Below are 26,326 nucleotides of genomic sequence, written 5' to 3' on the forward strand. Positions count from 1 at the left end.
CGCCGTGAAATAGAAACAGAGACCGATGGGACCGGCCGGGAAGCATCCTTGAACCATGAATTAGTACCGCCACCCTAAAAGCGGTAAACTTGCGCCCAATCGCCCGCAGGCAACCGGAATCACTGCCCGGACGGGCGGAGATGTAACGGACCTGTCGTCTCCAACAAGAATAAATGGCCATGGAAATCGCCGAACCACCACAGTCCCTGCTCGGTCGCTACCGGGTCGAGCGCGCGCTCGGCGCCGGCGGTATGGGCGTGGTGTACCTGGCCCGCGACACCCAGCTGCACCGCCCGGTGGCCATCAAGCAGCTGCGCGCCGACGCCACCACCGAGTCCGCCGGCGCCCGCATCCGCTCCGAGGCCCGCCTGCTGGCCCAGCTCAACCACCCCAATATTGTCCAGCTGTACGACGTGATCGAGCGCGATGGCGATATCGCGCTGGTAATGGAGTACGTGGAGGGCACCACCCTCAAGGAGTGGATGCGCGAGCGCACCCCCACCCTGCGGGAGAAGCTGGACCTGCTGATGCAGATCTGCCGCGGTCTGTCCGAGGCCCACAGCCTGGGCATCGTCCACCGCGACCTGAAGCCGGACAATATTCTGCTGGCCATCGGCACCGGCGGGGTCACTGCCAAGATCACCGATTTTGGCATCGCCAAGTCGCTGCAGCAGGAAAGTACCGATATCACCCGCGAGGACCATGTGGCCGGCACCGTGGACGCCATGTCCCCGGAGCAACTGCAGGGCCAGCCCCTGTGCCCGCGCAGCGACCTGTTCAGCCTGGGCGCCATCGCCTACCAGCTGCTGTGCAACGCCCGCCCGTTCGACAAGGGCGACGGCGGCAGCCTGGCACTGGCCCACAAGGTAATTCACGAACCGCATATCCCGCCGCAGCAGGCCTGCCCGGAAGTGCCGGAGCCCCTGGCCGCCCTGCTCGACCGCCTGCTGGCCAAGCAGCCCGGGGCACGCCCGGAATCCGCCCAGCAGGTGTACGAGGCGCTGGCCTTCCTGCACCAGCACCAGGCCGCCGACACCGACAGCGACGAATTCTCCGCCACCGTCACCGCCCTGCTGCGCAAGCCCCCCAGCCAGCGCCGCAAGCTGTACAAACGGCTCGGCTATGCCGCCGCCCTGGGCGCCTTCACCGTCGCCGGCTACCTCGGCTGGGAATACGCCACCCGCCTGGAACCGCAATATATCGCCGTGATGCCGGTGGAGATCCATGGCGAAGTGCGCGGCGAGGACAACGCCAGGGCCCTCACCGCAACCATGGTGCGCCAGGCACTGATGAACTCGGTCTCGCAGCTGAAGGCCAGTGCACTGGTGAGTTTTACCCCGAAAGACGGGCAGGACTTTGATGCCCAGCTGCAGGCATTGCGGGACAAGGGCGTCACCGATGCGCTGTTTGCGCGGCTGGAATGTGCACGGGTGCGGTGTGAGATTGAACTGCAGCGGATTGGGCCAGCGGATGAGGTGGTAAAGGAGCAGGCGGGGTTTGCGTTTCTGGTGGATAAGCGGCAGGAGGCGGAGTATAGAATCGGGAATAGTGCAGCAGCGCTATTCCCTGATGGCTATGCCAAGTCTGCCAGCCAACAGGTACTGATGTCACAGTCGGACTACACCGATTACCTCGATATCGTCAGCCGCCTGGACAGCAAGGATGTAGCGGAGGAAGACCTGGCCACCCTCAATCGACTGCGTAGTATCCACCCGGAAAGCAGGATGGTCTATCACACGCTAGTCAATGTCTCCGCAATACTACACGTGCTCACAGGGGACAAACTCTACCTCGACTCGGCTTTATCGAAACTCAATGAGGCAAAAGAGTTCGGGATCGAGGAAACCACTGTCGATGAACTCAAGCTTTTCCTTTACAGCCTGGGGGATTATCAGGAGCAGTTTGAAGCCCTCTCTTCCAAGCTGGAATCATCGAATTATCCGATCGCCGAACTGAGAAACAGACGGGCCCGTTATTTTTACCGAAGCGGAAAGTATGAGGATGGTCTGCAGGAGGCAATAGAAGCAGCTCAACTCAACCCTTCGGCCGATAATCTGTATCTAATTGCCATCAACCAGACTGCAAGCGGCGACTATAGTGCTGCGCGTTCAACACTCGAGCGACTGACTGATAGCTATCCGGAACATTGGTCCTCCTATTCACTTCTGGGGGTAATCGAACTGGAGGGTGGCAACCTGCCAGAAGCGGAAGCAGCCATCACGGCCATCCCGGAGGAGCTACGCAGCTGGCGGACGAAGTCCAATCTTGGGAGTGTTTATTTCTTACAGCAGAAATACACAGATGCATTGCAAACCTTCCAGCAAGTACTATCCAGGGCACCGAACAACATCCCCACAATCGGGCAAATCGCCGAGACACACCTGATGCTCAATAACGCAGATAGTGCCAAAGCGTCTTTCATGCAGCTACGGCAATTAACTGAAAGGAAAGATGACTTGGAATCACGAATGTATCAGGCTATCGCTCAAGCCAATTTGAACCAAACCTCCTCATCAATCGCATTAACCATGAATCTGCTTCGGGAAGCCCCTGAAGACACCGACATAAAATACAATGCCGTACAAGTTTACTCTCTGGCAGGAGAATGGCGCTCAGCAAACTATTATATGGAGCAGCTACTAGAGCAGGGAATGAGTGCAGAGTGGTTTAACCTGCCGGCGTTCCAGCAACTCTGCACCCAACCCGAGACATCAGAAGAAGTTTCTTCCGCTATCTGTGACTGATTAAAGCGGATCAATCAGAGCGTTGGGGTCACCTGATACAAAGTGCACATTCAGCGAAGGGCTGTAGCAAAACCACAGGAAGGAGAAATCGTCCGCAACTTCCTCAACATCCCAGATCTTGATCTTCAGCTCCTTGCCGCCACTGTTATTTTTTACCCGGGTGCGGAACTGGTGACGGAAATCCGGGCTCAGCGGGATAATCCCATCCAGCTGCTTGCAGCTCTCGAAATCCATAAACTGCAGGTCGTCGACACCGAACTCGGAGCTGTCCAGGGTCACATTGAGGGTCAGCGCCCCTTGCCCACTCTTGATCTTGAAGTCCATATTGCCGAACGCCTCTGACGGGTCGAGATTGCCCGCCTCGTTCAGCTGCCAGTACTGCGGCACGCCATTCTTGGCCGGCATCGGTTTCAGCACCAGGTCGATTTTCCGTCCCTGTTCCGGGAAGTTCCATTCCAGGGTTTTCAGGTCCGCGCACTTGATCTCTGAATTTTCCATTTCCAATTCCTGTCTTCTTATTTCATCCAAATGGCCGCGGGATCCCGGTTCCGGAATCCCTGAAGGTCACCTGAGGCCCGGACTTCCCGCAGCGCCATCCCCTAAAACTGCGCTATGTGGTGCTTTCACCCCCGCCCACACGCGTGCAGCGCCCAATAGGATAATCGCAACCGGCACCGGAACTCCATCACATTTCAAGTGTGACAGACAAAAAAAACCGGCAGCAACCAGGTTACTGCCGGTCCGAATGATGGTCCCAGCCATCGACGGTTACAACAACACTATCAAGAGCGAAATGGAGCCTCCTTGCCCCCGTCAGGCCCTTCCCCAAACCCCGGCGCTCCAAGGCTCTGTGAAAGCCGGGGCCGGCCTGACGATCCAGCTTGCGCTGAATGGGTTTCCGTACCGTGCCGGGTTTCCCCGGCCTCCGGTCCATCGGATACTGCGGTCAGGGCATGGGCATCCTGCCCGCACACACTGCAATGGAGATGTGCCCCTGAACCCTGAGAGCCACTCTACGGATCGCGGGATTACAGGTCGATCACAGGGAATTACAGGCAATTACATGAACGGTTGCACACCGGCTGGGCGCCCTCTTTCGTATCAAGGGGGCGAACCCTGCGCCCTCGTAGAGGGGCGTGGGGAATTACGTAAAACCGTAGGAGCGGACCTTGTGTCCGCCCTGTATCCACGGAGACGCGGCGGACCGGGCGGACACCAGGTCCGCCCCTACGGGGTGGTGTTTTTCCTGGCTCTTAAAAAAAAACGGCCGTTTTCCCACCAGTTTTATACGGCGACACCGGGTCGAGCGCTGCGAAATCACACGTAACCGTAGGGGCGGACCTTGTGTCCGCCCTGTATCCACGGAGACACGGCCGGTCCGGGCGGACACGAGGTCCGCCCCGCAAGGCAAAAGACCCGCCTTTCCGGGCGAATCCTGCGGTAACTTCGGCTGCCGGCCAGTGACATGACGGCAACCCAACGACGTTCGCCGCAGCCGCGCCAGTCAACTTATTGACCGCAGGAAGTGCAACGCGGCGCCGTTTGTTGCACTATCTTATATTCCGTAATATCCACGGCCTTCTGCCCATAATTTAATCAGACATAATGTCCACATTTTGCATGCGCCTATTGATCCTGCTGTTGTGCTGTTTTTCCGGTTTCGCCGCGGCGCAGAGCTACGAGAAGCTTTACAGTGATTATCGCGACACGCTGTACCAGATCCGCCTGATCGAGAAATCATCCAACTCCAAGGCCGCCATCGGCTCCGCCTTCCAGATTTCCGCCGACGGCCTGCTGGCCACCAACTACCACGTGGTAGCGGAAGCGGTCAGCGACCCGGACAAGTACCTGCTGGAGTTTGTCTCGGTGGACGGCGACAAGGGCGGCCTCAAGTTGCTGGATATCGACGTGATCAACGACCTGGCGATCCTGCGCCTGGAGCAACCCGGCAAGTCCTACCTGCAGCTGGCCAGCGACACGCCGAAACGGGGCGAGACCATCGTCTCCCTGGGCAACCCGCTGGACCTGGGCATGACCCTGATTCCCGGCACCTATAACGGTATTGCCACCGGCAGCTTTTACGATCGCATCCACTTTGCCGGCTCCATCAACCCGGGCATGAGTGGCGGCCCCGCCATCAATACCCGCGGAGAGGTGGTGGGCATCAACGTGGCCACGGCGGGCAACCAGGTCAGCTTCCTGGTGCCGGTGGGGAAACTATCCCGGCTGCTGTCCCACTACCGCAAGCAGGGCAACTCCGTCGACCTGCATGAGGTGACCGCCCAGCAGCTCAAGGCGAACCAGCAACGCATTATTGACGCCATCCTCAGCGCCGAGTGGAAAAAGCGTGCCCTGGGCGAGGCCAGGGTGGTGGGCGAGATCATTCCCGCCATCCAGTGCTGGGGCAACACCGAGGAAGACGAGGACAACCCGGTCAAGCGCATCGACAAGGGCTGCACCGGCCAGGATGTGGTATTCCTCGCCGACGACTTCAACACCGGCCGGGTGGAGTACGAATTCTTCTGGTTCGAGGCCGACGACCTGCTGCCGGCGCGTTTCTACAGTGAATACGAGCGCCAGATGAGCACCTTCTTCCCCGGCAACGACGCCGGCGAGGAGGATGTCACCAACTTCAACTGCAAGCAGTCATTCACGGCCCAACCCCGCGACCGCCAGCCGGGCGTACCCAAGGCCGAGAGCAAAAAGCCGCCGGTGATCGCCCGCACCAGTTACTGCGTGCGCCGATATAAGGATTTCCCCGACCTCTACGACATCTTCTACCTGAGCCTGAGTGTCGACCGCAAGAACAACGCGCTGGTGAGCCATTTCACCCTGTCCGGGTTTACCCGGGAATCCGCCGAGGCGTTTACCGAGAAGTTTACGAGCGAGATCCAATGGCACTGATTATTGAGGAGCTGAACCGCGCCCGCCATGTGCAGGCGCGCTACCGCATGGACGGCGAGCGCCTGACCCTGGGCCGCGGCTACGGCAATGACGTGATTATCGAGGATGTGCACGCGGACCCCGCCCATGCGGAGATCGTGCGCGATGAGGACGGCGGCTTTGTGCTGCACGACCTGGACAGCGTCAACGGCACCCAGCTGGTGCGCAATATGTACGACAGCTCGATCAAGAGCGAGGACGTGGACCGGCGCCTGATCGAGTCCGGCGACGAAATCCAGGTGGGCCGCACCCACCTGCGTATCAGCCACTCGGAGTCGGCGGTGCCGCCCGCGGTGCCCCTGCATTCCCTCGAGGGCATCCTCGAGCGGCTGTCGCACCCGGCCAAGGCCATCAGCCTGCTGGCGGTGGTGGCGGCGCTGACGCTGCTGCTGGCCTACCTGAATTTTGCCGGTAGGCTGGAATGGACCGCGGTCATCAACCTGGCCATCGGCAGCCTGGTGGGCCTGCTGGTGTACGCCGGTGCCTGGGCGTTTATCGGCCGCGTGGTGCGCCACGACACCCGCTTCTTTGCCCACCTGTCAATCGCCGCGCTGGGGGCGCTGGCCTACACCAGCTGGGAATGGTTTCGCGGCCTGCTGGACTTCAATTTTGCCATCGGCAAGACCATGCCGCTGCTGAACTTTGCAGTGCTGGCTATCATCCTGCCCACCATGCTGTGGTGCGCCTGCTACCTGGCGCTGAATATCTCCCGCGGCTGGCGCTGGGCGGTATCGCTGCTGCTGCCACTGGGCTTCCTGGGCCTGGGGCTGGCGGAGGACATCGCCGGCATGGCCGAGTTCAGCGGTGTCCCGCAGATATCCACCACCCTCAAGTACGAGGACCTGCTGCTGCGCGAGCCGCAACCCATGCAGGAGTTCCTGGCCGAGTCTTCCGGCCTCTACGATATCGAGATTCCCGAGGAAGAGACCGGCAGCGGCTCAGGGGACCAGGCGCCGGAAGAAACCCCGGCAACCGACGGGGAGTCCCCGCAGGAACGCGCTGACGAAACCGGCATGGAGGAGCAGGCATGAACAATCCATTCTGGAGCCCGGCGCTGGCCGCACTCGAACCCTATGTCCCCGGGGAACAGCCCCGCGGCACCCGGCTGGTAAAGCTGAACACCAACGAGAACCCCTACCCGCCCTCGGCCCGGGCCATGGAGGTGCTGGCGGACCCGCAGTTGCCCGATGCCCTGCGCCGCTACCCGGACCCGGAATCCAGCGAGCTCTGCGCCGCCATCGCCGCGCAGGAAGGCCTGGACCCGGCGCAGGTGTTCGTGGGCAACGGCTCCGACGAGGTGTTGGCCCACGCCTTTTACAGTTTCTTCCGCCGCGGCGCCGACGAGCCGCTACTGTTCCCGGATATCACCTACAGCTTCTACCCCGTGTACTGCCAGCTGTATGACATCCCGCACCGGCGGCCGGCACTGCGGGAGGATTTCAGTATTGCGGTGGAGGATTATGCCGGCCCGGCGGCGGGGGTGATCCTGCCCAATCCCAACGCCCCCACCGGCCGCTTCCTGCCCCTGGAGGAGATCGAGCAGCTGCTGCAGCTGCAGCCGGAACGGGTGGTGGCGATCGACGAGGCCTATATCGATTTCGGCGGCGACAGCGCCGCACAGCTGATCGACCGCTACCCCAACCTGCTGGTGATCCGCACCCTGTCCAAGTCCCACGCGCTGGCGGGCCTGCGCCTGGGCTACGCACTGGGGCAGCCGCACCTGGTGGAGGGGCTGCAGCGCACCAAGAATTCCTTCAACTCCTACCCCATCGACAGCGTCGCCCAGCGCCTGGCCGCCGCGGCCATCGGCGACAGCGCCTGGCTGCGGGAGACCAGTGCCAAGGTCATCGCCACCCGCGAGCGGGTGACCACCGACCTGGCGGCCCTCGACTTCGAGGTGGTACCGTCGCTGGCCAATTTTGTCCTGGCGCGCCCGCGCGCGATCGACGCCGAAACCCTGTACCTGCAGCTGCGCGAGCGGCAGATCCTGGTGCGCTATTTCAACAAGCCGCGCATCGGCGATTACCTGCGTATCAGCATCGGCACCGACGCCGAAATGGATGCGCTGCTGGAGGCCTGCCGGGAAATCCAGGCGACACAAGACAAGTCACAGACGCAATAACCGGAGCCTCTATAATGTGCTCTGGAGTCAGCAGTAGAGCGCTTATGTTTACCAGAAAAATGGCATCCCTGTTGCTCGGCGCCGCCATCGCGGCCGCCGGCCCCGCGGCTGCCGGTCCTGCCGGCGGCAATCCCTGGGAAGAGGTGGGGCAACCCGCCAGCCTGTCCCCGGCCAGTATCGGCACCTACACCAATGGCTGCCTCAGTGGCGCCCGGCAGATGCCCCTGCGCGGCGAGGGCTTCCAGCTGGTGCGCACCGGTCGCGACCGCCACTACGGCCATCCCGAGACGGTAAGCTTCCTGGAGGACTTTTCCCGCCGGGTGGCCCGGCAGGACCTGGGCCGCCTGCAGATCGGCGATATGTCCATGGCCCGCGGCGGGCCCTTTTCCTCCGGCCATCGCAGCCACCAGGTGGGCCTGGACATCGACATCTGGTACTCACAGGACAGGCGTGCCGGGGAACGGCCACTCACCGCCTGGGAGCGCGACAATATCTCCGCCATCCCCATGGCCGACACCGAGCAGCATCGCCTGATCGAGAAAAACTGGGACGAGCGAATTCCGTCTATCCTGCGGATAGCGGCGGAAGATGAACGGGTGGAGCGGATTTTTGTCCACCCCACCATCAAGCGCAAAATGTGTGACAGCGCCGGCTCCGACAACGAGTGGCTGCGCAAGGTGCGCCCCTGGTGGGGCCACAATTACCATTTCCATGTGCGGCTGGCATGCCCCGACGGCGAAGCCGACTGCAAGCCGCAGCGCCCACCCCGCGGCGAGCCCTGCGGCAGCGACCTGGACTGGTGGTTCAGCGACGAGTTTTACGCGCTGCTGCGGGCACCGGAAGAGCCGGCACCGAAGGAAAAACCCCGGCCCATGCCGGAACAGTGCGCCCGGGTGCTGACCGCGCCCTGAGGGCGGGAGATACCCGGGCGGAACAGGGACTACAACGATGATCAATACCCTGCTGATATGCGGTGGCGGTGGCAGCGAACACGAAGTGTCGGTGCGCACCGCTGAATTTATCCAGCGCCGGCTGCAGGCATTCGACGACCTGAACATTATCCCGGTGGAGATGGACGGCAACGGTCGCCTGGCGGACACTGCCGGGCGCGTCTTCCAGCTGGGCCAGGACCGCCACCTGCGCGGTGGTGACGGCGACAACGACACGGAAATCCACTACGTGATTCCCGCCATCCACGGCTATCCAGGGGAAACCGGCGACCTCCAGTCGATGCTGGAGCTTTATGGCATCCCCTACTTCGGCTGTGGCCCCGAGGCCAGCAAGACCTGCTTCAACAAGATCAGCACCAAGCTGTGGCTCACGGCACTGGATATCGATAACACCCCCTACCAGTTCCTGTGCAGCAACGATGCCGAGGAAGTGGCCAAGGCCTCCATGGCACTGGAGGAGTGGGGGGAGATTTTCGTCAAGGCGTCCAACCAGGGCTCGTCGGTGGGCTGTTACAAGGTCACCTCTGCGGACGAACTGGCGGAGGCACTGGAACAGGCCTTCGGGTTGTCGCCCTATGTGCTGGTGGAAAAGTGCCTGAAGGTGCGTGAGCTGGAAGTGGCGGCCTATACCCACGGAGGCAAGCTGGTGGTCACGCCGCCCGGGGAGGTCTGCGCGCCGTCAGACACCTTCTACAGCTACGAGGAGAAGTATGCCGAAGGCAGCCGGGCGGTGACCCATGTGGAGGCACAGGGCCTGAGCGACGCACAGCTGGGCTGGATCCAGGCGGCCTCCCGCAAGGCGTTTACCGGCCTGCAGCTGAAAGACCTGTCGCGCATCGACTTCTTCCTCACCGACGACGGCGATATCTACCTGAACGAGGTGAATACCTTCCCGGGCATGACGCCGATTTCCATGTTCCCGAAGATGATGGAAAACGCCGGCCACGATTTTGGCGAGTACCTGCACGGCCTGATCAAAGCGGCCACCGCGTCCTGATTACCGGCCGGGCGGACCTCGTGTCCGCCCGAATCACCCGCCGAATCCAATTCCGTTAAACCAGCCAGCCCTCCTTGCGCCCACTGGAAAACCGCACCCGCAGGAATTCCACCTGGTCGTCATTCCGTTGGGCCGGCTCACCGGCGCGGGCCGGCATCCACGTGCCCCGGGAAGAACGCCAATGACCGTAGGGGCGGACCTTGTGTCCGCCCGAATCACCCGCCGAATACAATTCCGTTAAACCAGCCAGCCTTCCTTGCGCCCACTGGAAAACTGCCCGCGCAGGAATTCCATCTGGTCGCCGCGGATCCGCTCGCTGTTGATCAGTGCCAGGTACTCGGCGGCGTTGGGGCAGAACGGCAGTGCCAGCAGGTCCAGCTCGATATCCTCCAGCAGCCGGTTGCCCTTGTGCTGGTTACAGCGGCGGCAGGCGGTGACCACGTTCTCCCACACATCGCGACCGCCCCGGGACACCGGGTGCACATGGTCGCGGGTCAGTTCGCCGGTGCGAAACTCACTACCGCAGTAGAGGCAGGTATGGCGATCGCGGTAGAAAAGCGCGCGATTGGTGAGTGGCGGGCGCCGGCGCGGGCGCGCCATGCGCTCGCCGCCACAGGCGATGATCGCCGACAGGTCGAGGCTGGAGCGCTCGCCAAAGCGGTTAATACCACCGTGCACCCGCTGCACCACGCCACCCAGGGACCAGGTCACCAGCTCGCGCACATAAAGGCATGCGGCCTCCTGCCAGTTCAGCCACTCCAGCGGCTGCCCGGCAAGATTGAGACGCAGGATTCTCGCTTCCATCATGACACCCCCACTCCACCATTCGACCCAAAACCGATTGAAGACACCGGGACCCCCGCAACCGGGGCGCCAAAAACAACAGAATGCAAAAAGCAAAAAGCCCCGCGGGCGAGCCGGCGGGGCTTTGGCTGAAAATCGACAGTGAGGGAGAGAGAGCCCGCCCGGATATAGGAGGCTACAGGAATGGCGGACGTTTCTGGCACTAAATTACTGAATGCTTCACCCTCCGCCGGCCGCATCAAAAAATGGCCGGTTCGTTGAGATTAAAGCGGAATATTGTTTCAATTTCCAGACAGGAAAGCCGCAGGATGACAGTGGCGACACTAATGCGGATGGTGTCACTTTCCCTGGGCGCTGCACCGAGTTGCGGCGGCACCCGGTGAAAAAAACCAGGCGCCCAAATTAAAAACACCGCTCGGGCTTCCCGCCCGAACGGTGCGTCTCACAGGATGGTGCCCAATTCCGTGGGCGGAGCGGCTCACCTTTCCGTGTTCCCTTGCCGCTGTGGTCAGTCCCTTTCGCGTCCTTGCAATTACATTATGGACAGGGCGGGAAAATTTAACAGGGGAGATCGGCTGATTTTCATGTGCGAGATATCTCACAAGCGTATGAGATATCGCACGTGGCGGGCGCGGGCCCGACAGCCATGGGGAGAATTCCGGGGCTGGAGGTAAGGAGAGCCGCTTCGTGAAGCGTTGCTCCGGGCGTTACTCTATTACAAACGATTACAATATCAAGAAAAGGCATAACCAACTTGTTGAAATACGCGCTAACTTTTGTCGCTGCGCTGGTCGCAGGACTCGTGGCCCTGTTATTCCTGACCCCGGGCGTGGATATCCCGTGGAAACAACTGACCGGTGGCGGCGATACCGATGAGCAGACTGTCCAGCGCCAGCTGCGCGCTGCGGAGGGCTACCGCGTCAACCTGTTTGCCGACGACCTGCCCAATGCGCGCTGGCTGGCGGTGACCCGCCGCGGCGACATCATTGTCTCCCAGCCCAAGCGCGGCCAGGTCTCCCTGCTGCACGCGGACCAGGATCGCGACGGGCACAGCGACGAACGCCGTATCCTGATCGAGGACCTGAATCGCCCCCACGGGCTGCTACTGCACGAGGACTGGCTCTATATCGCCGAGAGCGACGCCGTGGGCCGGGTGGCCTTCGATCACTCCGACGGGCGGCTGGCGGGCAGCTACCAGCGCATCGTCACCGGCCTCGGTGACAGTGGCAACCACTGGACCAAGACCCTCGGCATGGGCCCGGACGGCTGGCTGTACCTGAGCAGCGGCTCCACCTGCAATGTGTGCGAAGAAGAAGACCCACAGCGCGCCACCATCATGCGCTTCCGCCCCGATGGCAGCGGGCTGGAAATTTTTGCCACCGGCCTGCGCAACAGCGTCGGTTTCGACTGGTCGCCGGTCGACGGCGCCCTCTATGCCACCGACAACGGCCGCGACTGGCTCGGTGATGATTTCCCGCCCTGTGAACTGAACCTGGTGGAGAAAGGCGCTTTCTACGGCTGGCCCTACGCCAACGGCGACCGGGTACCCGACCCGGACCTGGGCGTCGACGCCAGCGCCGCGATCCGGGAGAAGATCGCCGCCTCCCGCACCCCGGTGCACAACTTCCCGGCCCACAATGCACCGCTGGGAATCCAGTTCCTGCGCAGCCCGGCCCAGCCCGGGGAATACCGCGATGCGGCACTGGTGGCCCTGCACGGCTCCTGGAACCGCTCGGTAAAGGATGGTTACAAGGTGGTGTCCCTGCACTGGGACGACAGTGGCGAGATTCACCAGCGGGACTTTCTCTGGGGCTTCCTGGGGCCGGACCGGGACGAGGTCTACGGCCGCCCGGTGGCCATTGCCGAGGATGCAGCCGGTAATATTTACATCTCCGACGACTACGCCGGGGCCATCTACCGGGTCACCCGGGGCCAGCAGCGGGAAGCCGTCACCGCTGCCGGCGGTGCGCCGCGGGTCCAGGCCCCGCCCAAGCCGGTAGCCATCGACAGCGACGCCGCCCAGCGCGGCGCCGAACTCTACCAGCGGCACAATTGTGCGCAATGCCATGCCGAGCAGGTGGTGCTGGAGAACCTGTCGGGGAAATACACCCTGCGCTCCCTGGCGGACTATTTCGATGCCCCGACACCGCCGATGCCGGATTACGATTTCAGCCGCCCGCAAAAGCGGGCGCTGGCACACTACCTGATGTCACTGGAGCAGGACCTGGGCAATGCCCTGCCGGAGACGTCTCCGGGCACCTGAGTGCCCCGGGCAGCGAGATTGACCGTGGGCGCGGCAGCGGCTAAGGTTGCCGCGGCGCAATATACCACCAGGCTGAGGCAACAGGCTTATGGCAGCAAAAGAGAAACCCGCGACTTTTGAGCAGGCTCTGGGAGAGCTGGAACAGCTTGTGGAGCGCCTGGAAGCGGGCGACCTGCCGCTGGAGGACGCCCTGGCAGATTTCGAGCGCGGGGTGAAGCTGACCCGCGAATGCCAGCAGAAGCTGGCCAGCGCCGAGCAGAAGGTCAAGGTGCTGATGGAGGAGAACGGGGAGGTTCGCGAGCAGCCCTTCGATGCCGGTGATGACACCGACGAGCGCGGGGACGGCAACTGAGTGACCACGCCAGCACAATCCGCTGCCGGGCTGCAGGCTTTCCTGCAGGAGTGCGCTGAGCGGGTCGAGGCCCACCTGGACACCGTCCTGGCCCGGCCCGAACCCGGCGCCGAGACCCTGCACGAGGCCATGCGTTACGCGGCCCTGGGCCCGGGCAAGCGCCTGCGCCCGGCGCTGGTCTACGCCAGTGCCGCCGCCATCGACAGCCGCGCCGTCCGGCCGGAACTGTGCGACACCGCCGCAGCGGCGCTGGAATGCATCCACGCCTATTCGCTGGTACATGACGACCTGCCGGCCATGGACGACGACGACCTGCGCCGCGGACGCCCCACCTGCCATATCCAGTTTGATGAAGCCACCGCCATCCTCGCCGGTGACGCCCTGCAAACCCGCGCCTTCGAGTCGCTGGCCGACTGCGATGCACCCGCAGAGCTGCGCCTGCAGCTATTGCAGGAGCTGGCCCGGGCGTCGGGCGCCCACGGCATGGTGGCAGGCCAGGCAATCGACCTGGCGGCGGTCAACCGGCAGCCCGGCCTGGCCCAGCTGGAACACATGCACCGGCTCAAGACCGGCGCGCTGATCCGCGCCAGTGCGCGAATCGGCGCCCTGATCGCCGGCGCCGACCAACAGCGCCTGGATGCGGTGACCACCTACGCCGATGCCATCGGCCTCGCCTTCCAGGTGCAGGATGACATCCTCGATGTCACCGCCGATACCGCCACCCTGGGCAAAACCCAGGGTGCCGATGCCGCGCGCAACAAACCCACCTATGTCTCCCTGCTGGGGCTGGAGGGCGCGCGCAGCAAACTGGCCGCGCTGCACCGCCAGGCCCTGGAGAACCTGGCCGGGCTGGGCGGCGACTGCCGCCTGCTTGAGCAACTGGCTGACTTTATCGTCCAGCGCAGTCACTGACGCTACCGGTGCCGGCCTGAAGCCCCTGGCGCCCCCGCCAACCGGGATGCAATCTGCCCCCCACAGGCATACAATCCCCTGTTTGAATTGGTTGCAATTGATACCAGGCCCGTCCCCGCCGCCCCGCGGCCGCGCCCGCCCTGGTGTAGTTACAGGACACTCGATGTTCGACGAAATCCCCCGTACACGCCCGCACACCCCGCTGCTGGATTCCATTGACGAGCCGGCGCAATTGCGCGCCCTGGATGAGCGCCAGCTGCCGGAGCTCGCCTCCCAGCTGCGCGAGTACCTGCTGTACAGCGTCGGCCAGAGTGGCGGACACTTCGGTGCCGGCCTGGGTGTGGTAGAGCTGACCATTGCCCTCCACTACATCTACAACACGCCGGAGGACCGGCTGGTGTGGGATGTGGGCCACCAGACCTACCCCCACAAGATCCTTACCGGGCGCCGCGAGCAGATGCACACCATGCGCCAGCAGGGCGGCCTGTCCGGCTTCCCCAAGCGCAGCGAGAGCCCCTACGACACCTTCGGCGTGGGCCACTCCAGCACCTCGATCAGCGCGGCACTGGGCATGGCCCTGGGCTCCCCGGAGGAGCGCAAGGTAGTGGCCGTGATCGGCGACGGCGCCATGACCGCCGGCATGGCCTTCGAGGCCCTGAACCACGCCGCCCACACGGGTCGCGATATGCTGGTGGTGCTGAATGACAACCGCATGTCCATCTCGAAGAATGTCGGCGGCCTGGCCACCTACTTTGCCCGTATCCTCGCCAGCAAGACCTACCTCAGCATGCGCGAGGGCAGCCGTAAGATACTGTCCGTGATCCCCAAGGCCTGGCAGCTGGCCCGGCGTACCGAGGAACACGTGAAGGGCATGATCACCCCCGGCACCCTGTTCGAGGAGCTGGGCTTCAACTATGTGGGCCCGCTGGACGGCCACAACCTCCACGACCTGGTGCACACCCTGCGCAACCTGCGCAGCCAGCGCGGCCCCCAGCTGCTGCATATCGTCACCACCAAGGGCAAGGGCTTCGGGCCCGCCGAGGAAGACCCCGTGGGCTACCACGCGCTGAACAAGCTGGAGCCGGAACCCAAGGTACAGGTGGCCGTGCCCGGAGAGCGCAAGCTGCCCAAGTACCAGCAGGTATTCGGCCAGTGGCTGTGCGATATGGCCGAGCAGGACGAGAAGCTGGTCGCCATCACCCCGGCGATGTGTGAGGGCTCCGGGATGGTGGAGTTCGCCGAGCGCTTCCCGGACCGGTTCCACGACGTGGCCATCGCTGAACAGCACGCGGTGACCCTGGGCGCCGGCCTGGCCTGCGAGGGCCAGAAACCGGTAGTGGCCATTTACTCCACCTTCCTGCAGCGCGGCTACGACCAGCTGGTGCACGACGTGGCAATCCAGGACCTGGATGTCACCTTCGCCATCGACCGCGCCGGCCTGGTGGGCGAGGACGGCCCCACCCACGCCGGCAGCTTCGACCTCACCTTCATGCGCTGCCTGCCCAATATGGTGATCGCCGCGCCCAGCGACGAGAACGAGTGCCGCCAGCTGCTCTACACCGCCTACCAGCACGAAGGGCCCGCGGCCGTGCGCTATCCGCGCGGCACCGGCACCGGCGTCCGTATCGAGGAGGCCATGCAGGCCCTGCCCATTGGCCGCGGGCGCCAGGTGCGCGATGGTCGCCGGGTGGCGATCCTGAACTTCGGTACCCTGCTGGCCCCGGCCCTGGAAGCGGCCGCACGCCTGGACGCGACCGTGGCCGATATGCGCTGGGTGAAGCCCCTCGACGAGGCCCTGATCGATGAACTGGCAGCGGGACACGAGCTGTTGGTGACCGTGGAGGAAAACACCATTGCCGGCGGCGCCGGCAGTGCCGTGGCCGAGTACCTGAACGCGCGCGGCACTATGGTGCCACTGGCGCAGCTGGGCCTGCCGGACCGGACCATCGAACACGGCAAGCACAAGGACCTGCTGGCCGCTGTGGGCCTGGACGCGGATGGTATGGAAGAACAGATCCGCCGCCGGCTGGCACAGCTCGATGAGAAAAACATAAAGGGCCAGGCGGCGGCGTTTTAGTGCGCCGCCCCTGCCGCCCCGCAGAATAATTATTCAAGACCGCCTATTCCCAACGAGGTATCCATGTCTCTTTTCCGCAAATCCCTGATTGCCGCCATCGGCCTGTGTGCCGCGGCCGGCACCACAGCCATGGAAGAACGCGCTTTCGACGAGGCCTTTGCCGAGCTGCCCGGCGACGGCGCCGCAGCCCAGCTGAAGGGCCTGCAGGACCTGCGCTACCGCTGGATCATGGAGAGCTACCCGGCGAGTGCCACTTACCGGGGCTACCCCGGTGTCGACGACCGCTGGACCGATGCGTCCCTGGACGGTATCAAGCGCCGCCAGGAGCAGACCCGTCGCATGCTCGCTGCCAGCCGCCAGCTCGACGAGGAGGCGCTGCCGGAAGAGCTGCAACTGGATTACCAGCTGCTGTACCAGGACCTGCTGACCGAGGTGAAGGGTTTCCAGTTCCGCGACCACCTGTTGCCGGTCACCCATATGAGCGGCATCCAGCGCAATGTGCCCGGGGTCCTGAACGCCATGGCCAGGGGCAATGCCGATGACTACGAGAACATCCTCACCCGCCTGGAAAAGCTGCCGGCACTGGTACAGCAGACGCGGGAGCTGATGGCCCGCGGCCTGGAACAGAACATTACCCCGCCGCAGATCACCCTGCGTGACCTGCCGGACCAGATCCGCGCCCTGATCCCGGAGAACCCGGACGAGAGCCCGCTGCTGAAGCCGTTCAACGAGATGCCGGCGAGCATCCCCGCCGCCCAGCAGCGGCGCCTGAAAAAGCGCGCCCACGCCCTCTACCGCGACGAGCTGGCACCGGCCTGGCGCGTGATGGCGGAATTTGTGGAGCGGGACTATATCCCCGGTGCGGTGACCGACACCGCCTTTACCAGCCGCCCCGACGGCCTGCGCTGGTACGCCCACAAGGTGCGTGAGAACACCACCACCGCACTGAGCCCGGCGGAGATCCACCGCATCGGCCTCAATGAGGTAAAGCGTATCCGCGGCGAGATGCAGAAGATCATCGCCGAGACCGGGTTCGAGGGCGATTTCGATGCCTTCACCGAATTCCTGCGTACCGACCCGCGCTTCTTCCACACCAGCCGCGAGGCGCTGATGCGGGACTACCGCGATATCGCCAAGCGCATCGACGGGGAACTGCCGAAGCTGTTCGGCAAACTGCCGCGCCTGCCCTATGGTGTGAAGCGAATCCCGGAGTACTCGGAGAAATCCCAGACCACCGCCTATTACATGCCCGGCTCCATCGAGGCTGGCCGTGCAGGGGTCTTCTTCGCCAACACCTATGCGCTGGACAGCCGCCCGAAATGGGAGATGGAAGCCCTGACCGTGCATGAGGCGATGCCCGGCCACCACCTGCAGATCGCCCTGGCGCAGGAACTGGAGGGTGTGCACCCACTGCGCCGGCTGGGCGGCTACACCGCCTTCGTCGAGGGCTGGGGCCTGTATTCCGAGAGCCTGGGCCACGACCTGGGCATGTACCAGGATCCCTACAGCCGCTTCGGCGCCCTGACCTATGACATGTGGCGCGCCGTGCGCCTGGTAGTGGACACCGGCATGCACCAGCTGGGCTGGAGCCGCGAGCAGGCGATCGAGTACTTCATGAATAACAGTGCCAAGCCCCGGCACGATGTCACCGTGGAGATCGACCGCTACCTGGTGTGGCCGGGCCAGGCCCTGGCCTACAAACTGGGCCAGCTGAAAATCAAGGCGCTGCGGGCCGCGGCGGAAGAGGAGCTGGGTAACAGTTTCGATATCCGCGCCTTCCACGACCACCTGCTGGGTGCCGGTGCCGTACCGCTGAATGTGCTGGAAACCCGCATGACCGCCTGGATCGAAAGCCAGGCCTCACAGCGCGCCAACAACGGGACAACCAAGAGCAGCGCCGGGCAGGCCGCCGCTTCCCTGTAACCCACCTCCCGGGGCGGGCATCCCGCCCGTCCCCTCCCCGGGCGAACTCAAGGTTCGCCCCTACGCCCAACGATTCACCTGTATCCGACTGCGAGGGCCGGGGCGCCCCGGAGGTCGCCGTAGCACCCGGGAACCCCACCGCGCGACCGTAGGAGCGGCCGCTGGCCGCGACGCAGGGCATCAGCATCTGAGGGCGCCGCAACCGGGCGAACACAAGGTTCGCCCCTACAATCCTGATTCACCGATAGGGGCGGATCTTGTATCCGCCCACTCCGACGTGCCTGCCCAGGCCTGGTTCCGGCCAGGACCGGCATGTCGTCAGTCCCCACGCTGCTTGCGGTTGCGTGCATGCCCCTGCACCGCCCGGTACATTTGCCCCAGGGCTTTATCACCGGCGCGTTGCTCTGCCAGCGTGCGGTTGTTACGGGCAACTTCCCGTTCCAGCTTGCGCCAGTTGTGCAGTCTGCGCTCGTCCAGCTCGCCGCTGTCCAGCGCCGCGATTACCGCGCAGCCCGGTTCCGACTGGTGCCGGCAGTCGGCAAAGCGGCACTGCGACGCGAGTACCCCGATATCTCCAAACGCCTCCTCGAGTCCCCTCTCCACACCGGCGAGCCCCAGCTCCCGCATACCCGGGCTGTCCAGCAGCAGGGCGCCCCCCGGTAGCGGGTAGAGTTCCCGGTGGCGGGTGGTATGGCGCCCCTTGCTGTCGTCCTCGCGGATAGCGGCAATGGCGGCTTGTTGCTCGCCGCTCAGGGTATTTAGCAGGGTCGACTTGCCCACCCCGGAGGATCCCAGAAGAGCCACTGTTTCGCCCACTCCGCACCAGCCCCGTAATGGCTCCACGCTGTCCGGGTCAGTGGCATTGAGTGCCAGCGCCTGGATATCGGGCAGCTCCCGCAGCCGGTCCAGGTAATCCCCCGGGGCGTCACACTGGTCCGCTTTTGTCAGCACCACCACTGGCCGCGCGCCGGTGGCCCGTACCAGCGCCAGGTAACGCTCGATACGCGACAGGTTGAAGTCGTGATTGCAGGAGGACACCACCACCGCAGTGTCCACATTGGCTGCGATCAACTGGGTGCGCTGCCCCCCGGGCGCCATGCGCTGGAACAGGCTCTGCCGTTCCAGGCAGCGCTGCGCCCGGCGCGACTCCCGGTCCAGCAGCAGCCAGTCGCCGACGGTGACACGCTGCCCACCGGTATCACCGGACGCCGGCTCGTTGAAAAATGTGCCGCCCAGGGCCAGGACTTCCTCGCCCTGCTCCCCGGCCAGCAACAGCCGGTCCCGGTGTACGGCCATCACCCGGAGCGGGTCACAGGCCTCCAGCTCCTCTAGAGCCAGTTGTTGCTGGAAGAAAGGCTTCCATCCCAGCAGTTGCAGCGGGGAAAGTGATGGCGCCGTGGCGCGCCCATTATCAGCACCGCCGCGACGGATCGGCGGACGACGTGAAATCAGTGATTTGCTCATTGCAGTAAACCCGGTTTTTGCGCACAGGCGCGAGTCAGCCACACCAGAAAAGGTGGCGGGCGGATTTCCGGTAAGGGGAAACCCGGCGAATCGATGGAAACTTGTCGCCGGGTGGAAGCGCGGGTTCGCGGCGCGAGGCAGGTGCAGGCACCAGCCCGGATGCGCGGGGAACGGATTTGGCGCTACACGGCCCGGCGGAGGGTAACGACAATCATCTGGGATCCTCCGTGGCAAAGTGTGGACAGGAATAACCTGTGGGAAATTAGCACCGGGGGCCGGCGCCCGCAAGCCTGCAGCCGGGCGTAAAAAACTCTGAAGGGGAAGCGGAAACGAAAAAGCCGGCGAAACGCCGGCCTTTATACCCAGCTATAGCGAGTGCATCACCTTTCTCGACTCGCCACAACCAGATGGACTGAGTATAGACAAAGAGAAATTCATGCAATGCCTTACTCGCAAACAATATTCCCCTGACCCCGTTTCCGCCCTGTGACACTTTTATAAAAATTATGTGACAGCGATCACCTGAAAAGAGGGACGAGACGCCAAAAGGGCCCACTTATTACCTCCGCCCCCGGGGGTGGGAGGAGGCCGCCGTTTGGGTGGGGTTCAATGGGGACAGGGGGAAGTTCCTGACACTCCCCGCTCAATCCAGAACGACAAAGCCTCAATAACAATAAACCCGAGGAACCACACCTATGCGATCCACGAGAGTCCTCCCGATACCGGCGCGCCCCGCGCACCTGGCCCTGGCAATCACCGCCGGTGTGCTGGCCACCAGCCTGCCGGCATATGCCAGTGACACCCCGGCCCCCGCCGCCGTGAACATCCCCGGCACTGTCCAGGGCCCCATCGGCTGCCCCGGTGACTGGCAGCCGGAGTGTGCCGCCAGCATGCTGGGTTACGACAGCGCCGACAACAAGTGGCAGGGCAGCTTTCCATTGCCCGCCGGCTACTACGAATACAAGACGGCCCTGAACAGCAGCTGGGATGAAAACTATGGCCTGGGCGCCATCCGCAACGGCGGCAATATCCCGCTGCAGCTGGATAGCCCCCGTGACGTTAAGTTCTACTACGATCACGAGACCCACTGGATTACCGACAGCGTCAACAGCACCATCGCCACCGTGGCCGGCAATTTCCAGTCCGAGCTCGGTTGCCCCGGCGACTGGCAGCCGGACTGCCTGCGCAGCTGGATGCAGGATGTCGACGGCGATGGCATCTACACCTTCCTCTCCACCGAGATCCCCGCCGGCAATTACGAGTTCAAGGTGGCCCTGGACGAGAACTGGAGCGAGAGCTACGGCAATAACGGCGGCAATGTGCCCTTTACTGTGGACGCTGACGGCGACGAGATCTATTTCGCCTTCGATACCAGTACCCGCCAGGTCACCGTCAGCACCGACGGCATTCCCCGTGGCGACCTGGGCCTGGACAAGGCGCACTGGGTCGACAGCCAGACCTTCGCCTGGAATATCTCCATCGGGGAAGGTGACACCGTCATGCTGCATTACAGTGACAGCGCCGGGCTGGTACTGGGTGCCGATGGGGTCAGCGGAGACGGTGCCGTCGCACTCCAGCAGACCGGCGGGCTGCCCGCGGCAGCACAGGAGAAATTCCGCCACCTGTCCGGTTACACCGCCCTGACCCTGCCGGCAGATGCACCCGCGATCGAATCCCTGGTGCAGAAGCAGCTGGCGCTGGCGGTGTACGACAGTGAGGGCAAGCTGCGCGATGCCACTGGTATCCAGCTACCCGGCGCTCTCGATGACGCCTTCACTTACGACGGCAAGCTCGGCGCCGAGGTGCTCGATGACCGGGTTGTGTTCCGCCTCTGGGCTCCCACCGCGCGCTCCCTCAACCTGCAGCTGTTCAGCACCTCCGGCCAGGACTCCGCGGACATGGTGGTCCCCATGCAGCGCGACCCGGAAACCGGCGTGTGGACCGCCGAGGTAAGCAGTGAGTGGGACCGCAAGTTCTATCTCTACGAGGTTGAGGTCTATTCCTACTTCAGCCGCAACATCGAGACCAACCTGGTAACGGATCCCTACTCCCTCAGCCTGTCGGTCAACAGCGGCAAGAGCCAGGTAATCGACCTGGACGATGCCGACCTGAAACCCCGCGGCTGGGACCGGCTGCGCAAGCCCGTCCTGGCACAGCCGGAGGATATCTCCGTCTATGAGCTGCACGTGCGGGATTTCAGTATCGAGGATGAATCCGTTGCCGAACAGCAGCGGGGCACTTTCAGCGCATTCGCTCAGCGCAACAGTGATGGCATGCGTCACCTGCGCCGCCTGGCCAGGTCCGGCCTGACCCATGTGCACCTGCTGCCGGCGTTTGATTTTGCCACCGTCAACGAGGATCCCTCACAGCGGGCGGCGACACCGGACCTCAGCATGTACGCGCCCGACAGCCCGGAACAACAGGCGGCGGTCAATGCGATCCGCGATGCCGACGGCTTCAACTGGGGCTACGACCCGCTCCACTTTACGGTGCCCGAGGGCAGCTACAGCACTGCGCCCGATGGCGCCGCGCGGATTCGCGAGTTCCGCGAAATGGTGCAGGGGCTGGGCAAGAGTGGCCTGCGCCTGGTAATGGATGTGGTTTACAACCACACCAGTTCCTTTGGCCAGTACCAGAATTCGGTTCTGGACAAGATCGTCCCGGGCTATTACCACCGCCGCAACGGCGACGGCGGCGTGGAAATGAGCAGTTGCTGCGCCAACACGGCCAGTGAACACGCCATGATGGAAAAACTGATGATCGATTCCATGCTGGTGTGGGCCCGAGACTACAAGGTGGACGGTTTCCGCTTCGACCTGATGGGCCACCACAGCCTGGACAATATCCTCAACACCAGGGAGGCGCTGGGCGCACTGACCCCGCAGCGGGACGGTGTCGACGGCGGCAGCATCTACCTCTACGGTGAGGGCTGGAACTTCGGTGAGGTGGCCAACGATGCCCGCTTCAAGCAGGCGCGCCAGTCGAATATGGCCGGAACCGGTGTGGGCACCTTCAACGACCGGCTGCGCGACAGTGTGCGCGGCGGTAACCCCTTCGGCGGCTACGAGGAGCAGGGCTTTGGTACCGGCCTCTACACCGACTCCAATGGCCGCTTTAACAATGGCGAAGGGGGTGGTGACAACGAACGCGCCACCCTGTTGACGCTGGCGGACAAGGTGCGGGTTTCCCTGGCCGGCAACCTGGCGGATTTCCCGCTGATCGATTCCTACGGCAACGTGATTACCGGCGCGGAGCTGGTCTATAACGGCCAGCCCACCGGCTATACCCGCGACCCGCAGGAGTCGATCAACTATATCGCTGCCCACGACAACGAAACCCTGTTCGACGGCATCCAGATCAAGGCCAACAGCAGCGCCACTATTGACGAGCGCGTACGCATGCAGGCCTTCAGCAATTCACTGGTGCTGTTTGCCCAGGGAGTGCCGTTTATCCATGCCGGCCAGGAATTCCTGCGCTCCAAGTCCATGGACCGTGACAGCTACAATTCCGGTGACTGGTTCAACGCGCTGGATTTCAGTTTCAGCAGCGGTAACTGGGGTGTGGGCCTGCCGGTCGCGGACAAGAATGAGGACAAGTGGCCGTTGATGGCGCCGCTGCTGGCCAACCCGGATATCGCACCGCAGCGCAAGCATCGCCTCGACACCATTGCACTGTTCCGTGAGCAGCTGGCGATTCGCAACAGCTCGCGGCTGTTCCGCCTGCCCGATGCCGACGCGGTGGTGGAGCATGTGCGGTTCCTGAATATGGGACCGGACCAGGTGCCGGGACTGATCGCCATGCAGCTGCTGGATGAGGAAGGCCGGTTCGATCGCCGCCACAAGGAGATACTGGTGCTATTCAACGGTGATGACGAAGCGGTGGCGTTTTCCAGCAAGGAACTGCAGGGCAAGCCATTCGTGCTGCACCCACACCAGCGGCACTCCGCAGACCAGCGCCTGCGCGGGGTGGATTTCGATCGCCGGTCCGGCAGTGTCTCGATTCCGGGCCGCACCACCGCGGTACTGGTCAATTACCGCGGCTCGCACTGACCGACTGACAGGCAGCAACCCCACAGGGCCGGCATTGCGCCGGCCATTTTCTTGCGCGCTTGAAGGGCTTTTTGCTGCCCGGGGGTGACGCTATGCTGTAATTTCAACAGGCTGCAGCTGTCGCCGGGTCATCCAGTGGCGCACAAGCCACCGTCAATGACAGGCAGTTTCCCAACCGATTCCCCGCTATAACAGCCCGGAGATATCACGGATGAGCTTACTCAGAAGACTGCTGACCGTCAGCATTTTTACTCTGCTATTTACTGCCAATGGCCACTCCGCCGATACGGGCCCAACACAGGCGGAAAAGGTCAGTGCCATCCAGGGAGTGCAGACAACCGGCATCACCGTTACCGACGCTGGCAGGATCTTCACCAATGCACCGAACTGGCGGGATGGCGTGCCCTTTGCCGTCGCAGAGGTCGACCGGGACACTGGCGAGTACCTGCCCTATCCCAATAGCGCCATGAACCGTTGCGTGGCAGACAGCACTGCCCGGGATGACTGCTTCCTGGCCGTGCAGTCCGTGGTGGCCCATGACAACAAGCTCTATGTCCTCGATACACGCAACCCGAAATTCCAGGGTGTGGTAGATGCTCCACGCATTTTCGTTTTCGACCTGGACAGCAACAAACTGGAGCGCGTGCTTTTACTCAGCAATGCCGGCTATCACCCCGATTCCTACATCAATGACCTGCGCATTGATAGGGCGGCGGGCCGCATCTACATGACGGATTCCAACCACCCGGGGCTGGTGGTTTACGAGCTGGCCCAGGGAGAGAATGGGGACAAGGGGAAGAGCTATCGGGTGCTGGACGATCACAAGAGCACACGGGCGGAGCAGGACTACCTGACCATCGACGGTAAGCGCTGGAACAATACGGTGCACAGTGACGGTATTGCCCTCGACCTCAAAGACAAGGTGCTCTATTTCCACGCCCTGACCGGTTACACCCTGTATGCAATCGATACCCGTTACCTGGAAGACAGTGGGGACGCCGCCGCCCACGTCCGCAGGGTGGCGAGGACCAGCGCCCCCGATGGCATGATCCTGGACCAGCAGGGCAACCTGTATTTCGCCGACCTGGAAAACCATAAAATCCTCTACCGCGATCCAGCCGGGGAGACACATGTGCTGGTGGAAGGTGACAGGGTTCGCTGGGCCGACACCTTCAGCATTCACGACGGTATGCTGTATTACACCAACAGCCGCATCCACGAGGTCACCGGGCCCATCGACGATATGGAGTTCGGTATCTACCGGGTGCCGCTGCCGGGCCTCTGAGCGCTGAAGGCAGCACCGCTGCCGCGAATATAACGCCGGGAGGAAACCCGCCCTGCAGGCGAGTGCCGCGGAAAAGTGTTTGCAAGGACAGGGGTTACAGCGCGGGGGATGCGGGCGGACACAAGGTCCGCCCCTACGGCAGAAACATCAGGCAGTGGGAAGGCTCAGGACTCTTGGCCATCCCCCTCTTCCTCGTCGTTGAGCAGGTGCCCCAGCTTGCCCCGCTTGGTGGAGAGGTACTTGATATTATGCGGGTTGCGGCCGGTCTGGTGGGACAGGCGCTCCACTACTTTCACCCCCAGGTCTTCCAGCGCTTTCACCTTGCGCGGGTTGTTGGTCATGAGGCGGATGGAGCCGATATGCAGGTGGTCCAGCATTGCCTTCAGGATCGAGTAATCGCGCATATCCGCACCGAAGCCCAGCTGCTCATTGGCCTCCACCGTATCGGCGCCGCAATCCTGCAGCTTGTAGGCGCGGATCTTGTTCAGCAGGCCGATGCCGCGCCCTTCCTGGCGCAGGTAAAACACTGCCCCACGCCCCTCCATCGCAATGCGGTGCAGCGCATGCTGCAGCTGCGCACCGCAGTCACAGCGCAGCGAGAACAGGGCGTCACCGGTAAGGCACTCGGAGTGAATCCGGGCCAGCACCGGCTCATCGGTATCCAGGTCACCCATGGTGAGCACCAGGTGCTCCTTGCCGGTGTCGGTCTCCTCGAACCCGTGCATCTCAAACATGCCCCAGGGGGTGGGTAGCTTGGAGGATTCCACAAAGCGAATGGTCAAGTTCTTACCTCATCATCAATTGCGCGCGCGCAGGATCAGCATGCCGCGCTGCTGTTCCATATCCAGCCGGCTCAGGAAACTGTTGCCCAGCAGGGTGATATGGGGAAAGTTGTTGGCGTGCACTGTCGCCTCGATATTGTGCAGCTTGATACTACCCACCGTGACGCTGGCAAGTGTTACCCGGTAGGCACGGGTGACCCCATTGGCCGTGGCCACACGTACCGGCTCGGCGCGCTCCAGGTCCAGGCCCAGCCGTTGTGCGGTAGGGAAGTTGAACGCGATGCTGGTCGCGCCGGTATCCACCAGCACCGGCACCCTGAGCCCATTGACCCAGGCATCGGTGCTGAAATGGCCGCGGCTGTCCGCCACCAGGCGCACTTCCTTCCGCTCGCTCTTCGCATAACGCGCCGCCACTGGGGCATCCAGGGTCAGTTTCTGCTCGCGGTCACCGACCTTCACCCGCGCGAATTCGCTATTCGCTTCCAGCAGGCGTACCCCCTCGGGAGAGGTCTCGCCACTCTTGAGCAGTCGCTGCCTGCCGTCCACCTCGAGCATGGCGCTGGTGCCGAACAGCGCTTTCAGCTGTACCTGCTGCGCCCACAGGGGTGACGAGCAGAGCAGGAGGCAACAGGCAAGCAGGCGACGAAGTTTCACGGTGG

The 26,326-nt window shown here is 63.3% G+C and carries 18 protein-coding genes; 13 read left to right on the forward strand and 5 right to left on the reverse strand.

Annotated features, from left to right (window positions below; all coding sequences use genetic code 11):
* Positions 1-179 precede the first annotated feature (179 nt).
* Positions 180-2,744: a serine/threonine-protein kinase gene (locus LVD10_RS07105; protein ID WP_237062685.1), complete on the forward strand. Its 2,565-nt coding sequence runs from the start codon at positions 180-182 to the stop codon at positions 2,742-2,744.
* On the opposite strand, the gene LVD10_RS07110 is transcribed toward LVD10_RS07105, so the two are convergent.
* On the reverse strand, positions 2,745-3,242 hold the full coding sequence (locus tag LVD10_RS07110) for a hypothetical protein (protein ID WP_237062686.1): 498 nt from the start codon (positions 3,240-3,242) through the stop codon (positions 2,745-2,747).
* Positions 3,243-4,349: 1,107 nt separating this feature from the next.
* Between LVD10_RS07110 and LVD10_RS07115 the strand changes: the two genes are divergently transcribed.
* The 5 genes from LVD10_RS07115 to LVD10_RS07135 are packed head-to-tail and all read left to right on the forward strand — an operon-like array spanning position 4,350 to position 9,756.
* Positions 4,350-5,648 carry a S1C family serine protease gene (locus LVD10_RS07115; protein ID WP_233006322.1) on the forward strand — a complete coding sequence of 433 codons (1,299 nt, stop codon included), beginning with the start codon at positions 4,350-4,352 and terminating at the stop codon, positions 5,646-5,648.
* Positions 5,639-6,718, forward strand: coding sequence for an FHA domain-containing protein (locus tag LVD10_RS07120; protein ID WP_233006323.1), 1,080 nt, complete (start codon positions 5,639-5,641; stop codon positions 6,716-6,718). Before LVD10_RS07115 ends, LVD10_RS07120 begins: the two co-directional genes overlap by 10 nt.
* A complete protein-coding gene (gene hisC, locus LVD10_RS07125) occupies positions 6,715-7,809 on the forward strand; it encodes a histidinol-phosphate transaminase (RefSeq protein WP_237062694.1) in 1,095 nt (364 codons plus the stop codon). The genes LVD10_RS07120 and hisC overlap by 4 nt, the downstream gene beginning before the upstream one ends.
* Before the next feature lie 44 nt (positions 7,810-7,853).
* Positions 7,854-8,720, forward strand: coding sequence for a penicillin-insensitive murein endopeptidase (mepA, locus tag LVD10_RS07130; protein ID WP_233006325.1), 867 nt, complete (start codon positions 7,854-7,856; stop codon positions 8,718-8,720).
* Between the two features lie 37 nt (positions 8,721-8,757).
* The gene (locus LVD10_RS07135; protein ID WP_237062695.1) at positions 8,758-9,756 is read left to right on the forward strand and encodes a D-alanine--D-alanine ligase; all 999 of its coding nucleotides are present in this window, start codon (positions 8,758-8,760) and stop codon (positions 9,754-9,756) included.
* A 237-nt stretch (positions 9,757-9,993) separates the two neighbouring features.
* On the opposite strand, the gene LVD10_RS07140 is transcribed toward LVD10_RS07135, so the two are convergent.
* Complete coding sequence (locus LVD10_RS07140) at positions 9,994-10,560, reverse strand: HNH endonuclease (RefSeq protein WP_233006694.1); 567 nt, start codon at positions 10,558-10,560, stop codon at positions 9,994-9,996.
* A gap of 757 nt (positions 10,561-11,317) precedes the next feature.
* On the opposite strand from LVD10_RS07140, the gene LVD10_RS07145 reads away from it, so the two are divergent.
* The 5 genes from LVD10_RS07145 to LVD10_RS07165 all read left to right on the forward strand — a co-directional run bounded on the left by LVD10_RS07145 (position 11,318) and on the right by LVD10_RS07165 (position 18,087).
* Positions 11,318-12,823, forward strand: a complete 1,506-nt coding sequence (locus LVD10_RS07145; RefSeq protein ID WP_237062697.1) for a DUF7133 domain-containing protein — start codon at positions 11,318-11,320, stop codon at positions 12,821-12,823.
* An 88-nt stretch (positions 12,824-12,911) separates the two neighbouring features.
* On the forward strand, positions 12,912-13,175 hold the full coding sequence (gene xseB / locus LVD10_RS07150; RefSeq protein ID WP_233006328.1) for an exodeoxyribonuclease VII small subunit: 264 nt from the start codon (positions 12,912-12,914) through the stop codon (positions 13,173-13,175).
* Positions 13,176-14,087, forward strand: coding sequence for a polyprenyl synthetase family protein (locus tag LVD10_RS07155; protein ID WP_237062699.1), 912 nt, complete (start codon positions 13,176-13,178; stop codon positions 14,085-14,087).
* Between the two features lie 163 nt (positions 14,088-14,250).
* Positions 14,251-16,164 (forward strand): 1-deoxy-D-xylulose-5-phosphate synthase, encoded by a 1,914-nt coding sequence (gene dxs / locus LVD10_RS07160; protein WP_233006330.1) that lies wholly within the window; start codon positions 14,251-14,253, stop codon positions 16,162-16,164.
* Between the two features lie 63 nt (positions 16,165-16,227).
* Entirely contained in the window at positions 16,228-18,087 is a 1,860-nt protein-coding gene (locus LVD10_RS07165; protein WP_237062701.1) for a DUF885 domain-containing protein, read from the forward strand.
* Positions 18,088-18,405: 318 nt separating this feature from the next.
* On the opposite strand, the gene rsgA is transcribed toward LVD10_RS07165, so the two are convergent.
* Complete coding sequence (gene rsgA, locus LVD10_RS07170) at positions 18,406-19,551, reverse strand: ribosome small subunit-dependent GTPase A (RefSeq protein WP_237062703.1); 1,146 nt, start codon at positions 19,549-19,551, stop codon at positions 18,406-18,408.
* A 695-nt stretch (positions 19,552-20,246) separates the two neighbouring features.
* On the opposite strand from rsgA, the gene pulA reads away from it, so the two are divergent.
* Complete coding sequence (gene pulA, locus LVD10_RS07175) at positions 20,247-23,600, forward strand: pullulanase-type alpha-1,6-glucosidase (protein WP_237062705.1); 3,354 nt, start codon at positions 20,247-20,249, stop codon at positions 23,598-23,600.
* A gap of 211 nt (positions 23,601-23,811) precedes the next feature.
* Positions 23,812-24,885, forward strand: a complete 1,074-nt coding sequence (locus LVD10_RS07180; protein WP_237062707.1) for an L-dopachrome tautomerase-related protein — start codon at positions 23,812-23,814, stop codon at positions 24,883-24,885.
* 164 nt (positions 24,886-25,049) lie between these two features.
* Here LVD10_RS07180 and ribA read toward each other — a convergent pair whose 3' ends face one another.
* Together ribA and LVD10_RS07190 are read right to left on the reverse strand one after the other, a co-directional pair.
* Positions 25,050-25,667: a GTP cyclohydrolase II gene (ribA, locus tag LVD10_RS07185; RefSeq protein WP_233006335.1), complete on the reverse strand. Its 618-nt coding sequence runs from the start codon at positions 25,665-25,667 to the stop codon at positions 25,050-25,052.
* Between the two features lie 15 nt (positions 25,668-25,682).
* The gene (locus LVD10_RS07190) at positions 25,683-26,321 is read right to left on the reverse strand and encodes a retropepsin-like aspartic protease family protein (protein WP_233006336.1); all 639 of its coding nucleotides are present in this window, start codon (positions 26,319-26,321) and stop codon (positions 25,683-25,685) included.
* Between the last annotated feature and the right edge of the window lie 5 nt (positions 26,322-26,326).

This window comes from Microbulbifer zhoushanensis, from assembly GCF_021729055.1.
GTDB classification, from domain to species: Bacteria; Pseudomonadota; Gammaproteobacteria; order Pseudomonadales; family Cellvibrionaceae; genus Microbulbifer; species Microbulbifer zhoushanensis.